The organism is Parascardovia denticolens DSM 10105 = JCM 12538 (genome assembly GCF_001042675.1).
Lineage (GTDB): Bacteria > Actinomycetota > Actinomycetes > Actinomycetales > Bifidobacteriaceae > Scardovia > Scardovia denticolens.
Genome location: NZ_AP012333.1, coordinates 1,194,876 through 1,212,764, shown reverse-complemented (window position 1 = coordinate 1,212,764; position 17,889 = coordinate 1,194,876). Strand labels below are relative to the sequence as shown.

General features: G+C 59.8%; 8 protein-coding genes. 6 read left to right on the top strand and 2 right to left on the bottom strand.

Annotated features, from left to right (window positions below; translation table 11 throughout):
- Nucleotides 1-61: 61 nt before the first annotated feature.
- Nucleotides 62-832, top strand: a complete 771-nt coding sequence (ppgK, locus tag PSDT_RS05045; RefSeq protein WP_006289023.1) for a polyphosphate--glucose phosphotransferase — start codon at nt 62-64, stop codon at nt 830-832.
- A 717-nt stretch (nt 833-1,549) separates the two neighbouring features.
- The gene (locus tag PSDT_RS05040; protein ID WP_006290321.1) at nt 1,550-2,794 is read left to right on the top strand and encodes a pyridoxal phosphate-dependent aminotransferase; all 1,245 of its coding nucleotides are present in this window, start codon (nt 1,550-1,552) and stop codon (nt 2,792-2,794) included.
- Nucleotides 2,795-2,948: 154 nt separating this feature from the next.
- On the opposite strand, the gene PSDT_RS05035 is transcribed toward PSDT_RS05040, so the two are convergent.
- Complete coding sequence (locus PSDT_RS05035) at nt 2,949-5,321, bottom strand: hypothetical protein (RefSeq protein WP_006290322.1); 2,373 nt, start codon at nt 5,319-5,321, stop codon at nt 2,949-2,951.
- A gap of 212 nt (nt 5,322-5,533) precedes the next feature.
- On the opposite strand from PSDT_RS05035, the gene PSDT_RS05030 reads away from it, so the two are divergent.
- Genes PSDT_RS05030 through PSDT_RS05020 form a run of 3 tightly spaced genes read left to right on the top strand, consistent with a single transcriptional unit; the run spans nt 5,534 to nt 13,374 of the window.
- Nucleotides 5,534-9,556 (top strand): hypothetical protein, encoded by a 4,023-nt coding sequence (locus PSDT_RS05030; protein WP_006289026.1) that lies wholly within the window; start codon nt 5,534-5,536, stop codon nt 9,554-9,556.
- A gap of 42 nt (nt 9,557-9,598) precedes the next feature.
- Nucleotides 9,599-12,184: an NAD-dependent DNA ligase LigA gene (gene ligA, locus PSDT_RS05025; protein ID WP_397224340.1), complete on the top strand. Its 2,586-nt coding sequence runs from the start codon at nt 9,599-9,601 to the stop codon at nt 12,182-12,184.
- 11 nt (nt 12,185-12,195) lie between these two features.
- Nucleotides 12,196-13,374, top strand: a complete 1,179-nt coding sequence (locus PSDT_RS05020) for an Mrp/NBP35 family ATP-binding protein (protein WP_006289028.1) — start codon at nt 12,196-12,198, stop codon at nt 13,372-13,374.
- An 80-nt stretch (nt 13,375-13,454) separates the two neighbouring features.
- On the opposite strand, the gene PSDT_RS05015 is transcribed toward PSDT_RS05020, so the two are convergent.
- On the bottom strand, nt 13,455-16,409 hold the full coding sequence (locus PSDT_RS05015; protein ID WP_006289029.1) for a multicopper oxidase domain-containing protein: 2,955 nt from the start codon (nt 16,407-16,409) through the stop codon (nt 13,455-13,457).
- Between the two features lie 323 nt (nt 16,410-16,732).
- On the opposite strand from PSDT_RS05015, the gene PSDT_RS05010 reads away from it, so the two are divergent.
- Nucleotides 16,733-17,734, top strand: coding sequence for a LacI family DNA-binding transcriptional regulator (locus PSDT_RS05010; protein ID WP_223293554.1), 1,002 nt, complete (start codon nt 16,733-16,735; stop codon nt 17,732-17,734).
- Nucleotides 17,735-17,889 lie beyond the last annotated feature (155 nt).

Sequence of the window (17,889 nt, the reverse complement as noted above, 5' to 3'; positions counted from 1 at the left end):
TTTGGGCGTCGCCCGGCGTAAAATCGAAGAGACGATTAGAATCGCAGTCCAAGGAGGGATCATGATCGAGTCGGCTCAAGCTTTTGGCGTTGATATTGGCGGCTCCGGCATCAAAGGTGCGCCGGTAAACCTGTACGAAGGAAAATTCGCGGACGAGCGTCTGCGCATCCCCACCCCGGAGGTTTCCACCCCCGAGGCCGTGGCTGATGTGGTCAAGCAGATCCTGGACCACTTCGATGTGCAGGACGGAACTCCCATCGGCATCGCCTTCCCTGCGCCAATCAAGCCCGGCAAGCCTCTGGACTTCATGGCCAATCTGGATCAATCATGGATCGGCGTGGACATCAACAAACTGATGTCGGAGCGGACCGGTCGCCGTTGCCACGTGGTCAATGATGCTGACGCCGCCGGTCTGGCTGAGGCCCAGTTCGGCGCAGCCAAAGGCGAAAAAGGTCTGGTCATCGCCACCACCCTCGGGACCGGCATTGGAACCGCCCTGATCATGCATGGGGTGCTTGTCCCTAACACCGAGTTAGGCCACTTGATTCTTGATGGCAAGGACGCCGAGAAGTATTGCGCTGATTCCGCCCGTTCCGCCAAAGAACTGACCTGGAAGAAATGGGGCAAGCGGCTGACCAAGTATTACAAGCTGCTGGAGCACTACTTCAGCCCCGACATTTTCGTGGTCGGCGGTGGCGTCAGCAAGAAGAGCGACAAGTTCTTCCCCTTCATCAAGATTGATACCCCCATTGTTCCCGCGCAGCTCCTGAACGATGCCGGTATCGTCGGCGCCGCCTACTTCGCCTCCCAAGCGGAAGGGCAGCAGCTCTGATCGTCGAGGTTGCAGCCGGAATCCTTGTGACTCGGGATGCTGCGCCTCGGGCTTCGCGCCTTGTATCTCGTGCCTCGCGTCTTACGCCTTGTGGTATCAGGGTCGCGGGGATTCGAGCATAAAGCCTTAGATGAGTATCACTTAGACATAGATAGGTAGCGCCTGGACATGGATAAGTAGTACCTAGGGAAAGCTGAAATAAGGCGATTCCGGTGAGCTGTGGTGAGGGGTGTTTGGCTTGAAGGCAAGCAAAACACCCCTCGCTTTTTCTTTTATCCTTTTTCGTCTTTCGCCTTTTATTTTTCCTCTTTTACCTTTTCTTTTCCCGCTTCCTCCTCTTTTCTTTTCTCCTCTTCCTTTTTCCTTCCTTTCCCCTCATCCCTTGCGCTCTTTCAATCTTGACTTTTGCCCTCCTTTTTTCGTGCGTAATTATCCCGGAATGGGAGGTTTTTGGTATTTTTGGCTGTACTTTGCGCCATGAATTTCTGTTCTGGTCATCGGAGTGTGGACTAACTCAAAGTACAGAAGAAGATGGGCCAAAAACAAGGGGTCTTGTCAAATAGATCAAGTTAGTCCACACGCAGTTGGGAAGAGGGGAGGGGAAGGCTGAAATAATGGCAGGGAATAAGGGCGAGAACAAGGAAATTCGAGGGTGGGAGATGGCGGAGCATGAGGGGAGAAAGGGTCTAATTCAGCTATAAAAGTTAGACTGTTCTGGTGACCTACCAATTCTCCCATCGCATTGACGAGTCCCCGCTGAACCCCATCGCCCGTGAAACCGCCCGGCTGAAAGCCCAAGGCGAACAGCTGACAGCTCTGAACGATTCGAATCCGACGCATTTCGGTCTGGCGCCTCGCATTCTGCCTGAGGAATACACGGCTGATCCACGAGGGAAAAGGAGCGCCAGGGAAGAGTTGGCCCGGTTCCTTGAGGCGAGAATGCGAAGAGAACAAGCCGAGTCGGCTGAGGCGCTTGATGCAGTCGAGCCGGTCGACCCAGTCGACCCGGATAGTCTATATCTGCTTAGCTCCACGTCCCAAGCCTACGCCTGGCTTTTCATGCTCCTGTGCAATCCGGGCGATGTGGTCATGGGGCCGAAACCGGGATACCCACTGATCGAATCGATCGCCGGCCTCACCTCGGCCCGCGCGGTTCCGTACACTCTTTTCTATGACGGTTTTTCATGGGCGATTGATGTGGAGCACTTGAACGGCCTGATTGACGAGCAGGAGTCGGCCGGCAGGAAGGTCAAAGCCTTGGTGCTGATCAACCCCAACAATCCCACCGGATCCTACGTGAAGAGCGAGGAGCGGCGGTCCCTGGTGGATCTGTGCCGGGAACACGGGATCGCCATCATCGCCGACGAGGTTTTCTTCGATTATGCTTTGGACCCCCTTCCCGGACGTGCCCGTCTCGCAGGCGAAAAGAGCGTTCTCACTTTCGCTTTGGATGGCCTGTCCAAGGCTCTGGCCGCCCCGCATGCCAAGGTCGGGTGGATCCAGGTCAGCGGTCCCTGGGAGGAAGTGGTCGAGGCTCAGCGGCGCCTGGACGTGATCGCCGATGATTTTCTTCCTTTCTCCGATTTCCACATTCGCGCTTTGGGTCCTATGCTGCGGGAGGTTCCGGAGCGAACGGACAAAGTGAGGGAGAGGGCTCGGCGGAATCTGGCCATTTTGAAGGGGATGCTGGCGGCGGACCCTTCGTCCACCCTCGATGTCTTGAGGGCGGAAGGAGGGTGGAACGTCTTGGTCAAATTCCCCTCCAGCATAGATGAGAACCGCTTGTCGACGGTCTTGCTTGACCGCTTCCACAAGGTGTCCCAGCCCGGATATTTTTTCGATATGCCGGCGAATGGTTATACGACTCTGTCCCTGTTGCCGCAAGTGGAGGTTTTCCGTCGGAACGTGGCGATTCTGATGGAGGCGGTGGCTGATTTACTTGATGAGGGTGAATGGGAGTGAATAAGGGCGAATAAGGGCGCCTGAACGAGGGGCGCACCGAGTCGCGTCAAAGTCGGCTGATTCAGGCTAAACTGGCTAAGCTTGGCCAAGTTTTGTTGAGTTTGGCTAAAGCTATCTAAGTTTGGCCAAAGTTGGCAGGCACAGCTAAAGCTGGCTAAATCAGGAATACGCTCTTCATGGCGTAGAAGACGGACGGGCTGACCGCCAGCAGACTATGGGCTCGCGAGGGATCGAAGATGGTCAAGACGAAGACCAGGAGTTCGAAAAGGACGACCAAGACCAGGATCCACAGGGCGAAGGAAGCGAAGAAGCGACCGATCGCCTTGCCGCCTTGGTTGTTTGCCGATGCCGGACCTGCCGGTTTTCCTGGGGCGCCAGTCGCGGCTGGAACCAGGAAACGGGAAGTGAGCAGGACGAAGACGGGCAGGGAGGCCAGGGTGATCAGCCAGGAAAAATCGTTCATATAACGCCAGTCGATCCCACCCATGTAGGCCTCCAGCAGATTGAGACCGAAGGCCAGGCCCAGGCTGAGCCAGAAGAGAAGGAAGGTGCGGCTGCGCCAGAGCCCGCGCCAGACACCAGGAATCACGACGCCCAGGATCAGCCAGCAGAGTGGGGCGAAGGCGAAGATCCCGGCCATGAGGTTATCGGAATACATCCAAGGGCGGAAGGTCGGGGCGTAGGAGTTGATGAAGGGGAAGGCGAATCCAGGCGTGGTTTGGAAGGGGGCCCAGAAATTGGTCAGGAAGCCTTGGACGACCGAGCTGAGGGGGGCCTTGTAGGTGGTCAGATCCTCCACGGTCATCTGGTATTTGCTGCCGAAATCTAGCAGGGAACCGAATTTCAGTTTATTGGAGATGAGCACCGGGGCCATGGCGATGAGGGCTGGGATAAGGGCGGTCAAGGTGGTCGGGATCCAGCTGGACTTGCGGCCGGTCGCCCGACGGCGGACGACGAGGAGTTCGCGGTAGAGGGGGATGAGCAAGAGGGTGGAAAGGATGAAGGGAGGTCGGCAGCCGAGGGCCAGGGCCATGCAGAAGGATCCCCAGAAGATGCGGGCTGATGAGAAGAATTCCGCTTGATCAGCAGTGACGGTGTTCCCAGCAGTGGCGGTGTTTTTAGTATTGACAGTGTTTCCGGCGCCGCCATGGTCTCCGACTTTGGCATAGTTTCCAGCGCCGGCATCATTTTTAGCATCGGCATCGTTCCTGGCATCGGCGTCCGCCACTGTCCACATCCGATAACGGCCGAGCTTTGGATCGTAAATCCGCCTCGCCCCCAGCCAAAGCCAGAAGCCCAGAGCCATCAAAGCGGTGGCGCTGGCGGTGGGGATGCAGTAGAAACTGAGGTTGGTCAAAAGGGAGATGATATTGCTTCCGCAGAGCATGGCGATGATGGCCAGAATGGTCTGTCCCAGGCTGATGGAGGGGAAATACCGTTTAAGGAAGCGGATCAGGGCCAGGGTCCCGAACAGCATGGCCGAGGCAAGAAGGAAGAAGGAGGCGGTGATGGAGTTGAGCCAGAGTCCGCCCGGATGCATGCCCGAGGTGAGGAATTGGAAGGGGAGGAAAAGCAGGAGGGCGGGGATGATCCCGAAATAGGAATACCAGTGCCCCTGATAGAAGACGTAGTCCCAGTAGATGGTCGCGCCTTGGGAAAGCAGGTGGTTGCGGGTGGCCACCGAATGCGGGCGTGCCGCTTTGGCCAGAAGGGGGTCCACGGGCAGATCGACCCAAGGCTGGCCTTTCAAGATCGCCTGGGCGGACAGCTGATACTGGTGGAAATTGTAAGTGTAGGAATCGGGCGTCAGATGGTAGACCCCTTCGGTCTGCACCAGGCCGAAAGCCATGGCCGATCCAACGATCAAAGCCAGGCAGGGCAGGAGGATGAACAGGCCGAAAACGGTCCTTTGCCCGCGGGAGGAGGGATTCAAGGGCATCCGATACAGTTCCGACCGTGGCCGCAGGGCGATCAGCAAGAAGAGGAGCAAAAAGAGGAGGCCGACCCGGATGCCGTTGAAGGAGAAGGGGATCTGCGGGTTGACTTGGATGGATTTCAGGGCGATTTGGCTCCCTTTGGGTTCGCTGATCCAGATGCGCAGGGACGATGCCGTGGACGATGCCGGCGAAGGGGAGGGAAGGGTCAGATAGGCGGTCCTGCGGATTTGCGGGCTGAGGTTGAAGGTGTTTCCGTTTATGATGACCGAGTAGGAACCGCGGACCGGGGAGTTGGCGTCATTGAAGCCGGGGGAGTCTATCCCCTCGCTGTTCAGATAGAGGTGTGAGACGACGGTCTTGGGGACAAGGGGGATGTCGATATATGCCTGGGAGGAATCGGTGACGGTCAGGAATGCCTGCGAGGCCGGTTTCAAACCGCTGCCGAGGTGGTGGCCGGAGGCCAGCTGGGCGATGCTGTAAGAGGGAACGGGGAAATTCGAGGAGGAGAAGGCGGTCTTCCAAAAGGAGAGGTTGAAGACGGTCGCCTCGGTCAGAAGCGTCACCACCAAGGCCAGGAGGATATAGGACAAGCTTCGGGGGGTCTTTCCCCGCCGGTGATAAGCCGTGTAAGTCTGTCGTATCCGTTTCTCAGCCACAGACTCATTGTAGCCGAGTGCCTGCCTCTGCGGCTCGTTCGGCCGGGGCCGCTCGCGCCTTTCGGCAGGTGTGACATGTCTGAAGGCGAAATCCGCCAGGAGGTTGCCCCCAAACCTTAAAATAGGGAAGGAAACATGACCATGACATGAGCGCTGATGGCCCGGACGGTTGGATTTTCGATGGGCTTTTCGATGGGCTTTTGCCTGGCACGGCCAGACGGACGACGGAAACTTTGGGACACACGGGAATCGGGTTTAAGGTGAAGCATTTAGATCCACACGACGATCCACATGAGTGGGAGCAGCGGGAGGGTGGCCTGCTGAGCGAAGCCGAAGCCCCGGAAACCGATGCCGACCAGGACGATACGATCAGCCTGACTTCGGTCTCTGACGCCCAAGGGAACGAATGGGAAGCCTTTTCCGTCCCGTCGGACATGGACCGGCGGATCTTCGACGATATCCCCTATAGGGACCAGTTCCCCTTCCCCAGGATCGGATGGCTGGACACGACCGCCGATGACCGGACAGGCAGCGACAGGGCGGCCTTGCTGTGCTTTTTCGCCAGCTACGACGTGGTCATCCCGGTCGGGTACTGCGACGAGGTGGGGCAGATCTACCACACGAACAGCATCTTCCCCGACCCTGCCCATTTGAGCGATCCCGTGGTGCTTTTCGGGAAGGACTCCGAAGGCTATTTCGACATGGCCCGGATCTGCGGCGACAAGCGGGGTTTCGACTATCGGATGAGCCTGCGCAGGGAACATGCCCCCAATCCCGCGTATGACCCCTTCCGTTCCCCGGAGGCATTCCCACAGAGGATTTATGCCTCGCAAGGAGGGATCTTCACCCGCTCCGGCGCGGACGAGCCTTTCGCCTGGACGGCCGGCTGGCTGGAAAGCGACGGGCTTTTCTGTCTGGAACAGACCCTCATTCCTCTGCCGGACCACCTGAAAGACGATCTGCTGTACAGGGACGCCATGACGGTGGCCTTCTTCCTCATCCACATGTATCCCCAAGTCGCCGGCCTGACCCCCCAATTCGGGGTGGGCAATCTGACTACCCGTTTGCGGTTGCGGGCCCCGGTCAATGCCTTCCGGACCATCCATGAGGACGTTGCCGAAGAGAATCAACGGGGCCTGTCCGTCTCGGGGATTGAGGATTATTTCGTCTCTTTGAGCCAGGACGTGGTAGGGGAGAACCTCCGCCCCGGGCTGAAGGCCGTCCACGGGAAAGAGCCGGTGCGGGCCTTTTCCAATCCGGATACCAACCTCATCACCATGATTTGGGATGGTTTGGACCTCCTGTCGGCCATGCAGGCCATTCGGATGGAGACCGCCGTCAACCGGATCCACATGGTCTCCGATTTCGTGGACGCCATGGATACGGCCGGCTATCCAGCCACCGAAGCGAGCCTGAGCCAGGAGCGGATCGCCCGGCTGGATATGGCCTTCCTGACGCATCCGGCCCATGGGGTCCTGATTTCCCTGCCGCCAGCCTATTACTTGAGCGAGGGCGACCTGAACCTGGCCCAGACCCCCATTCCTCAGGATTCCTACCCCTTCGGCCTCACTGCCGCGACAGGGCTGCGGGCCCGGGCTCTTCCCTCCGCCTCACAACTCCCTTGGGTACGTCGCCTGATTGACAGCCCTGATTTTTGGGAGAACCCGGAGAAACCGGAAGAGTCGACCATCGCCGCTTACCAGGAGCTTTATTCCATCGCCGGTCAAGTGGGCAAGGGGTATCTGGCTGATGCCGATGGGATGGATTCCGATCAGGAGAATGAAAACGGGGACAAGGACGAGTATAGGAATGAGGACGGGGACGGCCAGAAGCTGACGCATGAATGGGCTTACCGTCAGGCCCTCAGCGACCTTCTCGCCCATACCCGCATCCCCTTCCGCTACGACGTGAACTTCCGCTCGAACCTGGAATCCGGGTCAGTGGCCATCGCCTTCACTTCGGTCAGCTCCAGCCTGATGCCCACCCGCATTTATGACCCGACTTCAGACCAATGGGTGAACAGCGGGACCAGTTGGAGGGAGCGCAAAAGCACTGGCTACAACCTCTCTTTGGGTTTGATTTTCGCCGCTTACGCCTTCGGCCTCGACCCGGACGTCCAGTCCGTCTCCATCCGGATTGATTCCTTGGGCCTGGATCGGAAGGCGGCCGACGTGAAAGCGAAGGCGGCCGACATCGCCCATGACCTGGCCGAGAATCTGATGGCCGCGGTCCGGCATGTAATCAAAAGCAAGGGGAACGACTTCCTATCCATGAGCGAAGCCTCGGCGGAAGGGGACGCCAAGTCGGCCCCGAAAGACGGGGATCAGCACGGCCCCGTGGATGATATGGCCCCGCATGCGGCCAAATGGCAAGGTCCGGCTATCAATTCGTCTGCATCCAACCAGTCCAATCCCGCCAATCCTACTCATACGGGCCCGTCGCGCCCCGCCCATCAGGTCAGCCAAGAGGAGGTCAACAAGGCCTTTTCCCAGCTCATGGAAGACGTGGACCTGGATTCCATGGAAGAGCACGCCTGGGAGGACAACCAGGCCCAAGCCGCTTCCGGGGATGGCCGGCCAGAGGCCAGCCGGCAGGAGAAAGGGGATCCGGCTCGCGATCATCAAAAGGAAAGGGACGAGGAAGGGACCGAGAATCCGAACGAGGATCAGGACAAAAGATTCGGCGCGCGGTCGGGCGAGACCCTGGATGCGGAATCGGCCTCGGACCCGGATCCAGACGAAGGACCCGGAGAGGAGCAGGAAGCCTTCTTCCCCCTGCGCCTGTTCGACGCCCCGGACCAGCAACAGCCGGAGCCCATCAGCATCGACGCCAGCGAAGACAGTACGGCCGGCCTGACCCCTCTGGTCACCGTCACCTTCACCCGCCAGGAATTCCGCGACGTCCTGCCCTCCATGACTCGGATCGATCCCCGTGAAGTCTACCGGTCATTCGGCGCGACCATGAAGGAGGACGAGGAGGACGGGTCCCTGCAGGAGATCAAGCCGGACTTCGACATCCACGACGACTGTTTCTCCCCTCGTGGAGCCCATGAAGAGCCGGAAATGGCCGACCGGGCCCTGGACCCCGTCGCCGCCAGGGCCATGAACGCCCAGGGGAGCGAAGGCCTGGCCATCCAACGCGAAGACCTGCTGCATTGGGCGGCCGATGAGATCCGCAAGATCGCGGACAACGCCCACATGTCCTCCGCCGCCAAGGCCGAGACCGTCATGTCGTACGTGAACGCCGTGGCCGATCCCGAGCTGAAGGAGAAGGCGGCCCTGGTGACTTCGTCCCTCATCGACGGGGCCCCCGTCCCCGAAATCACCTTCACTTGGGTGGACCGTTTCAACGAAGCCCGAGAGAAATCCAACGACCTTTTCCAGGCCGGCCAGTTCCAGCAGGCGTTCGCCAATCAGGAGAAGGCCGTCAAACAGCTGGACGACCTCTTCCATCAGGAAGGCCTGGTCCCTCGCTATTTCAACTCCTACGCCGACCGGGTGCTTTATAACCGGCTTTTCGCCACCGAAGGAGAGAGGACGGTCCTCATTCCGGATGAACTCTTCGTGGCCCACTGCCGTCTGGCTGACGCCTACATGATGGTGCACCAGCCGGAGAAGGCCGCGGGGCACCTGAATCAGGCAGTCGCTTACGCCCCGACCTACACCTTGGTCCATTTGCGGCAGGCGACGGGCCTGGCCGCGGCTGATGATTGGGAATCCGATTTCGCTGCCGCCGTCAACGCCGTCTCTTTGGCCCAGGACAGGGAGGACGCATCTTTCGGCTACTATCGGATGGCCTTCGCCGCCTGGATGAAGGATGACTTCCGGGTGGCGGCCGCAGCCTATCTGTTGAGCTTGGACATCAGCTCCGTCGTCGCCGACCAGGCTTCGGCCGAGTTGAGGGAGTTGGAAGAACGCTGCTCCTCCCAAGGGGTGGCTTTGCCGACGACCGTCCAGGAGGCGGCGGATGTCTTGTCCGCTACTGAAATACCGGTCTGGCCAAATCCTCAGATACGCGATATCATTCAAAACGCGGCCCGAGTCTGCGTGGAGGACAAGCTTTTCGTCCCCGCCAAGACTTTGCTCATCGCTTGGGCCCGGATGGAGGACCAGGGGCAGCTGTCGGTGAAATCTCAGCAATTGCAGGTTTTGAGGTCTTTGAACGCCTGACAGGTGGATTCTGGAGTCCGCATGGGCATGATGGGAGTGTGTATGACTGCGCAGTCAGAGAATCGACGGCCGGAAGGCGGGTCGGGAAGCGGACGGGCGGTGGACCTGGCCTCCATCATAGATTCCTTGCAAAAGACCGACGCCGACGCCCAGAAGATGGGGAAGATCGACCTGGTCGCCCTCCCGGTCGATCTGGCCGCCCGGCTCTGGGCCAAAGTGGCCTCCTGGGTGGAGGATGACCAGATCGCCTACTACGTCAACGATTCCCCGGTCTCCTCCGACTCGGCCTACGACCAGCGGATGCTGACCCTGCAACGGTTGGAGGCCCAGTTCCCCGCCCTGGACAACCCCCAGTCGCCCACGCATCGGGTCGGGGGCACTTTCTCCAACGATTTCACCGAGGTGAGGCATCCTTCCCGCATGCTTTCCTTGGATGACGTCTTCTCCCTGGAAGAGCTGAAAGACTGGTATCAAAGCCTGGTCCGCGACCTGGATTGGAAGGCGGGCGACCCCTTGCCCATGACGTCGGAAGTGAAGATCGACGGCCTGGCCCTGAACTTGGTCTACCGGCACGGGGTCCTGGAACAAGGCCTGACCCGGGGCGACGGGGTCACGGGGGAAGACATCACCATGAACGTGAGGACCATAGCCGGCATCCCCTCACAGCTGGCTGGTGACCCGGCCGACATCCCCGACTTGGTGGAGATCCGCGGCGAAGTCTTCATGCGTTTCGATGATTTCCGCAAGCTCAACGACCAGGCCCAGGCAGAGGGCAAGCCCACTTTCGCCAACCCCCGCAACGCGGCCGCCGGATCCTTGAGACAGAAGGACCCCCGGATCACCGCTCGCAGAAGGCTCAGCTTCTACGCCCATGGGCTGGGCATTCTGGAATGGGGACCGCAAGCCGCGGTCCGGCATCCGGACATCGAACGACAGTCCCAGGCTTACGACCTTTACCGCACCTGGCGGATCCCCACTTCCCCCCATAATCGTTTGGTCAACTCCTATGTGGAGATCTTGGACATGATCTCCTATTACGGGGACCACCGGTATGACATCGAGCATCCTCTGGATGGGATCGTGGTCAAAGTTGACCAGCTCGCCCTCCAACGCCGACTCGGCGCCACCGCCCGCGCCCCCCGGTGGGCCATAGCCTACAAGTATCCCCCGGAGGAGGTGAACACGGACCTGCTCGACATTCGCGTGCAAGTCGGGCGGACCGGCCGGGTGACTCCGGTCGCCCACCTCAGACCGGTTCAGGTGGCGGGATCCACCGTCGCCCGCACGACTTTGCACAATCCGTCGGAAGTGAAGCATAAGGGGATCCTCATCGGCGACTTGGTGGTCGTACGCAAGGCCGGGGACGTGATCCCCGAGCTGGTGGGCCCTGTGCTGGCCGCCCGCCCGGAAAGGGAAGGCCGGCTCCGCGAATTCGTCATGCCTGACCGTTGCCCTTCCTGCGGGACCGAACTCGCTCCGGAAAAGGAGGGGGACAAGGATTGGCGCTGTCCGAATGTGGAGTCCTGCCCGGCCCAGTTGGCCAACCGGGTCCTTCATCTGGCCTCCCGGCAGGCTTTCGACATCGAGCATCTGGGGGAACAGAGCGCCTTGGCCCTGACCAACCCGGAGAATAACCGGCCTGACTCCGTGGACGAATACCTGCCCGATATCAAGGAGATCCTGATCGAGGAAGGGGAGGAGCCTCCCGTCTACCTGCCGGCGGAAGGCCTGCGTCTGCCTCCTGAACAGAAGCCCGTCGTCCAGTCGGAGGCGGACCTCTTCGCCTTGCGACCGGAAGACCTGCGGTCCGTGCGCACCTGGAGGGAGATCCCCCTAGTGGAGATCAGCGAAAGGACGGATCCCGACACGGGCAAAAAGAAGCGGATCCGCAAGAACCGGGGCGGCTCCGGTCTGTGGACCCAGGTCCCGGCTTTCTTCAACCTCCCGAAGAAGGGGCAAAGCCTGGCCGAGACGCAACCGTCCAAAACCACCCTGGCCATGTTCGAGGAATTCGACAAAGCCCGTCAAGCCGATCTTTGGCGGGTCCTGGTCGCTTTGTCCATCCGGCATGTGGGTGCTCCGACCGCCCGCCTGATCGCCAAGCATTTCAAGACTTTGACCGCCATCTCCCAGGCATCCGAAGAGGAGCTCACCTCGATTGACGCCATCGGGGACGAAATCGCCAAAAGCGTCTATCAGTGGTTCCGCGAAGCCCAAGACCCTTCCAGCTGGCGGGGGCAGATCCTTGCCGCTTGGGCGCAGGCGGGCATCGGCCGGAAGGCGGCCGAGACCGTCACCGATGAACAGACCTTGGCCGGCAAAACGGTGGTGGTCACCGGCACTTTGGAGGATTTCTCTCGCGAATCAGCCAAAGAGGCCATCGAATCCCGGGGAGGCAAGGCGGCCGGGTCGGTCAGCAAGAAGACCTCCTATGTGGTGGTCGGGGCCAACGCCGGATCCAAGGCCAGCAAGGCCGAAGCCTTGGGCATCCCCATGTTGGACGAGGACCAGTTCAAGACCTTGTTGGAGACAGGGCGGTTCGAGGAGTCAACCGCTTCCGCGGAAACCGAATCCGACTCAGCATCCGACTCCCCGCGCCCCACCGAACCAGAAAGGGCGAAGGCATGATCGAATCCCGCATGTCACGACGGGAAAGCAAATTCCGCCAAGCAGTCCACGATGATATGATGACCCGTTTGGGCTCCGTCATCGACCCCGAACTCGGCCGCAGCATCACCGATCTGGGCATGGTCGTGGGCCTGGAGGTCTCCGCCATCGAAGGTCAGCCCATCTACGACGACCTTGGCCCTGAATCCCAGCAAAGGCCTTCTTACAAAGTGACCGTCCACCTGGAGCTGACAGTGCCGGGCTGCCCCTTGAGCGAGACCATCATCGCTGGCATCAAGCAGGCGGCCAGCGATTACCTGCCGGCCCATCTGACCACCCAGACCGTGGTGGACACCATGAGCAAGGAGAAGCTGACCAGCCTGGTGGCCGAATTGCGGGAAGCCAGGCGGAAGAATCCCTTCCACAAGAAAGGGATCAAGACCCGCATCTTCGCCGTCGCCTCAGGCAAAGGAGGGGTGGGCAAATCCGCCGTTTCCGCCAACCTCGCCGCCACCTTCGCCGCCATGGGGTATTCCACGGCCGCCATCGACGCCGATATCTATGGCTTCTCCCTTCCGCGGCTTTTCGGGGTGCATAGTCAGCCGACCAACCTGGATGGCATGCTTATGCCGGTGGAATCCTGGGGGGTCAAGCTCATGTCCATCGGGATGTTCGCCGGCTCCGAACGGGCCATTCTCTGGCGTGGCCCTCGTTTGCAGCGCTCCTTGGAGCAGTTCCTTTCCGACGTCTGGTGGGGCGAGCCGGATGCGCTCGTCATCGACCTGCCGCCGGGGACCGGGGATATGACCATCACCGTGGTGCAGGCCCTGCCCAATGCGGAGATGCTGGTGGTCACCACCCCGCAGCCCTCCGCTTCCGACATCGCCGTCCGCGCCGGCCTGGTCAGCCTTCAGCTGCCGATCAAGGTCGATGGGGTGATCGAGAACATGTCCTGGTATGACCATGCCGGGGAGCGTCTACGTATTTTCGGTCAGGGCGGCGGTCAGCGGGTGAGCGACCAGCTGACTGATTCCCTGCGTTACCCGGTTCCCCTTTTGGCCCAGCTGCCTTTGGAGGATGATGTGTGGGAAGTGGGCGAATCCGGTCGGCCTGTGGTGCTGAATCCGGATGGGAGTCTGTCCGATAGCCCGATTTCCTCGGCTTTCCAAGGAGTCGTCCATCAGCTGATGGGGGATGAGTGGCTGGGCTGACGCCGAGGAGCTGAATCTCCTTCAACTGATTGCTGACCTCTTTCGTGGCCTGACTTCCATTGGCTGTGTTGATCGGGCTTTCACTTGCTGACTTGGATGAAGCCGTGCTGTCCCTTTTCGGCCAGGCTCATGATGTGATTGACAAAGGGGTATTTTCCGGCCGTCCGGAAGGTCATCTCCACGAAACCGCCTTGAGCGGGAAGCAGGGGAAGAACCTGGCCCCCGGTGGTGGAGCCGTCTTTCACCAGGTAGCGGCCTTCCGACCAGACCGTGGAGAATTGGGTCCCCACCACGTGGAAGGAGAGGGGGCTGTTCGGCCCGGCGTTGAGCACCCAAATCCGCACTTTTTCGCCTATGCGGGCGGTCAGCGGATAGGCGTCGTACTGGAAGGCCCGCCCATTGAAGGCGGTCAGATCGGCCGTCATGGAGGAAACCTTTTGGGGATCCGCCAAACCCGCTTGCGGGCCCAGATACATCTCCGACCCGATAAGCACGAATTCCTTGTCCACGGGCGGCCATCCTGTTTTCGGCTCGATGATGACGGCCCCGAACATGCCGTTGGCTATGTGGTTGCTCATAGGGGCGGTTGAGCAGTGATACATCCAGATGCCCGAGCGGGGGGCGCGGAAGGTATAGACCAAGGTCCGACCGGGTTCGATTGACTTCATGGCCTTGTCCGGAGCGGCGTCGTCACCGGCGTGGAAGTCGATGGAATGGGCCATGCTCCCTTTATTGACCAGAGTGATGCGGAAAGTGTCGCCGGCCTTCCCCCTCAATATCGGCCCGGGGCTGGTCCCGTTGTAATGGATGACGGTCTGGCTGACCCCTTCGGCGATGGTGGTCTTGGTTTCGGTGACGGTCATGGTCAGGGAGCGGACCCGTCCGCTGGAATCGGTGGGAGTATAAGAGGGCAAGGCGGGGTCGTAGGGCTTGCTGGTCGCCGCCTGCTTCTGCAGTTGCGAATAGGTGGGGACGGGGACGTCGGAAGGGTCTCCGGTCGATGTCCCCGTCCCTGAAGAGGATTCCGAGGAATTCCCCGAAGAGCCGGCCTTGCTTCCTCTCCCGCCCGTTGATGAAGCCCCCGCTTCCTGGCCTTGGCTATTGACGGCGATGATGGTCAGGTTCATCCCCATCTGCCGGTGGCCGGTGATGGAGCACCAGCCTTCCATGCTGTGGCTGATGATCCCCACGTCCACGGTTTTACTTGTCCCCGGGGTCAGGGGGCCGGTGGAAAGACCATTATCCAGAACCAAATCATGCCTTTGGTCGCCGGTATTGTCGAAAGTGAGGGAGAGCTTGTCTCCCGCCGGGACCGTGATCTTCGAAGGGCTGAAGGACATGCCGTCCGGGCCGACGGACAGACGGATCCGCTTGGTCCTTCCGCTTGGTCGGACCGATTCCTGGCTTTGGGGGCCTTGGGAAGGGGAGAGGCTGGATCCTGAGCTTGGGCCCAGACCTCCTGCCAAACCTTCCGACCCGATCGAAGAGGATGTGGCTGAGGCCGCTGAGGCCGACGTGGCCAAGGTGGGGGAGGCAGCCAAGATGAAGGTGGCCGCCAGCAAAAGCAGGATGGTGACGGTGACCGCTTGGAAGGCCAGGCGGAAGAAGGCCTGATGGGATTGGGCGTGACGAGAGACGTCCGAGGTCGTCATCGTGACCCGGTGGCGGACCCGGTCATGGCTGACCTGGGCCGTTTGCGCCTTACGGACTGCCAGGGCCTCTTTCCTCAGATCTTTTTCCTGGATTTGATCCCGCCGCTGATTCTGGCCTTGCCCCTCTTTCTGAGCCCGTCCTTGCTTCTTGCGCTTCAGGCCCGCAACGACGTTCATCCCCAGCACGCAGAGGATGAGGACGAGCACGGAGGTGGCGGTGACGGCGTCACCGACTTTCCACAGGATCGTCCTTTCCTGGATGGCCCCCAAGAGGCGGAAGAAAAGTCCCAGATGAAGCAGGAGAAGGGGGAGCCAGAGGACCGGGTTATAAGGCATCTGTCGCCTGGTGATCGAGGGGATGATGACGCAGACATGTGCTATCACCATGGACATGGCGAAGCCCAAGGCGAAGGCGTGGATGCTCAGATCGGCCCAGTAGCCGCTCCGGTTCGCCCTCCCGGTCATCCACAGGAAACTGGCGGCCAAGGCCCACAGGTAGCCCAGAAGCATGCAGATCCCCATGAAGCCGGTGACTCCCGCCGCCTTCCAGGTCTTGATGGCCGTGTCATTGAGCAGCATGGTTACCAGCAAGGCGGCTAGGGCGATTCCCAGAAGAGGATAGCCGGCCACGGGCTGCATGATCTGAACCGGGACGGCCACGGTGGCCAGGATGCTGGACCCGATTAAAGTCGGTTCCACGTATCGGCTGACGAAGGAGACATGGGCCAGTTCCAGGCGCTCTCCCACGATGGTCAACACCAGGAAAACCATCCATGAAGGGGCCAGGATGGCGGCGTCGATTCCGCGGGCCCATAGGCCTATCCCACAGGCTCCGACGGCTGACCCCAAAAGCTGGATGAGCAGGGAGACCGATTGTTGCCGCGTCCAGATGACGGCGTATACGGCGGTCAGGAGGATCATGTCGGCGGTCCATAGGCTTCCGGGCAGGGCCGGCCACCAAGTCGTCAAAGGGATGAGGCGGGTCATCAGCAGAATCATCATGACCATGCCGACTGCGCCGAAAAGCGGGGAGAGGAATCCCCATGTCGGTTTGCGGGGGGATCCGGCCCGGAAGGCGACCCCGCGTTCCAGACTGATGGCCGTGCCGAGGAAGCCGAAAGTCATCAAGGCTCCGTGGGCGTCAGCCAAGGGGGCCCTGACCAGGGGAGAGGGGAGGTTGGACCTTGTCAAAGCGGCCGCAAGCCCGGCCAAGGCCGCCAGACCTACGAAAACGAGGAGGAAGAGGCGGGACCAGGGGAAAGGGGCCTGCCTGCCCGAACGGGTGAAAGACATCTTGGTCCCCTTCGCCCCGCTTGCCTTGCCTGCAGCCTTGTTTTCAGCCTTTCCTTTGGCTGCCTGCGGTTGCCTGTTCCTTGTCCCCATTTTCCGGTCTTTCCTTCCCCGAGTGACGATCCGATTTCCCTATGAATGTAAGCCTACCTTCTTTCCCAAGCTTAGACAAGGGATTTTATCCTGAGCTTTGTGAGGGGACAGACCCCGTTGATGAAACTGTCAATGGACCCTTTCATAAGGGCGGTGAGTGCGTATGAGAGGGTGGATTCTGGATGGACTCTGCAATAAGCTTATTTTGAAAACGTTTCCAGTCTTGGCAGAGTAGGCATGCTACCATAAGTAAAACCGTTCCATGGGGACATGCGCAGACTCAGTCCCTGTCGTAGGGGCATGGGCTTGAAATGGGGGAAATCATGGCAGAGCGTGCAGTGACCATACGAGATGTCGCGAAAAAAGCCGGGGTCGCCGTCTCCACTGCTTCGCGTGCCTTAGGGAATGGACCCGCGTCGCTCGAGACTCGGCAGAAAGTGCGAGAAGTTGCGCAAGAGCTGAATTTCGTTCCGAACCAAGCCGCAAGACAACTGACGTCTGGGCGCAGCAATATCATAGCTATCGCGGTTCCTGAGCGCACGCAGTTCCTTTTCAACGACGCCTTCGTTTCCGGTATGATCAGCCATCTGGCCGATTCTTTCACCCAGAAGACGTTCTTGCCTTTTTTGGCTTTGACTGGCCCACACGATACCGAGTCGTTGAACAAACTCCTGCATGATTCCGGAGCCGATGGGGCGGTGGTCCTCAGTTTCCACTACTCCAAAGGTCTAGTGGATACTTTGGCTCAATTCGATAAGCCAACCATCTTCATCGGCCAGCCTCCTCACCATATGAATTATCCCTATGTGGATGTGGATAGTTTTCATGGTGGATACGAGGCGGCGGAGCTATTGGTTCAACGGGGAAGACGACGGATCGCCATCATCGCTGGTCCCGACGATATGCTCTCTCCTCAGCAAAGGACAAGCGGTTGCGTGGAAGGACTGGCTGCTGCTGGTCTGGAACCGATTGCAATCAATGTTGGTGACTTTACTTCAGCTCATGGTTATCAGGCGATGAAAGAGATTCTTGCTGATGATCCGCAGGTAGACGCGGTTTTCGCTCATTCTGACCAGATTGCTGCCGGGGCTATGCAGGCGCTGTCTCAATACGGTAAGAGAGTCCCTCAGGACCTGTCGATTGTTGGATTTGACGATTTCCATGTAGCTCGTGCCTTGTCTCCAGGCTTGACGACTTTTGCCCAGCCTTTGGCGGATTTGGCTGAAACGGCCACTGAGATGTTGGCTTGGCGGCTCAGACATGGTGAGTGGAAAACGACTGCTCAGGTGCTCCCGGTGACCTTGATTCTCCGCGGTAGCTTGTGATATGACCACTCTTCGATAGTGTAAATCGCATCGGTTTGGTCACCCGTTTTTCTCCTCGGCGTCTTCGGGATTTTGAATGTGGCAGACATGGATAAGAGCGCTTTACTTTTTGAGAAAAGCGTGCTATTCTGACTTTATCTGTGGAAACGGTTCCA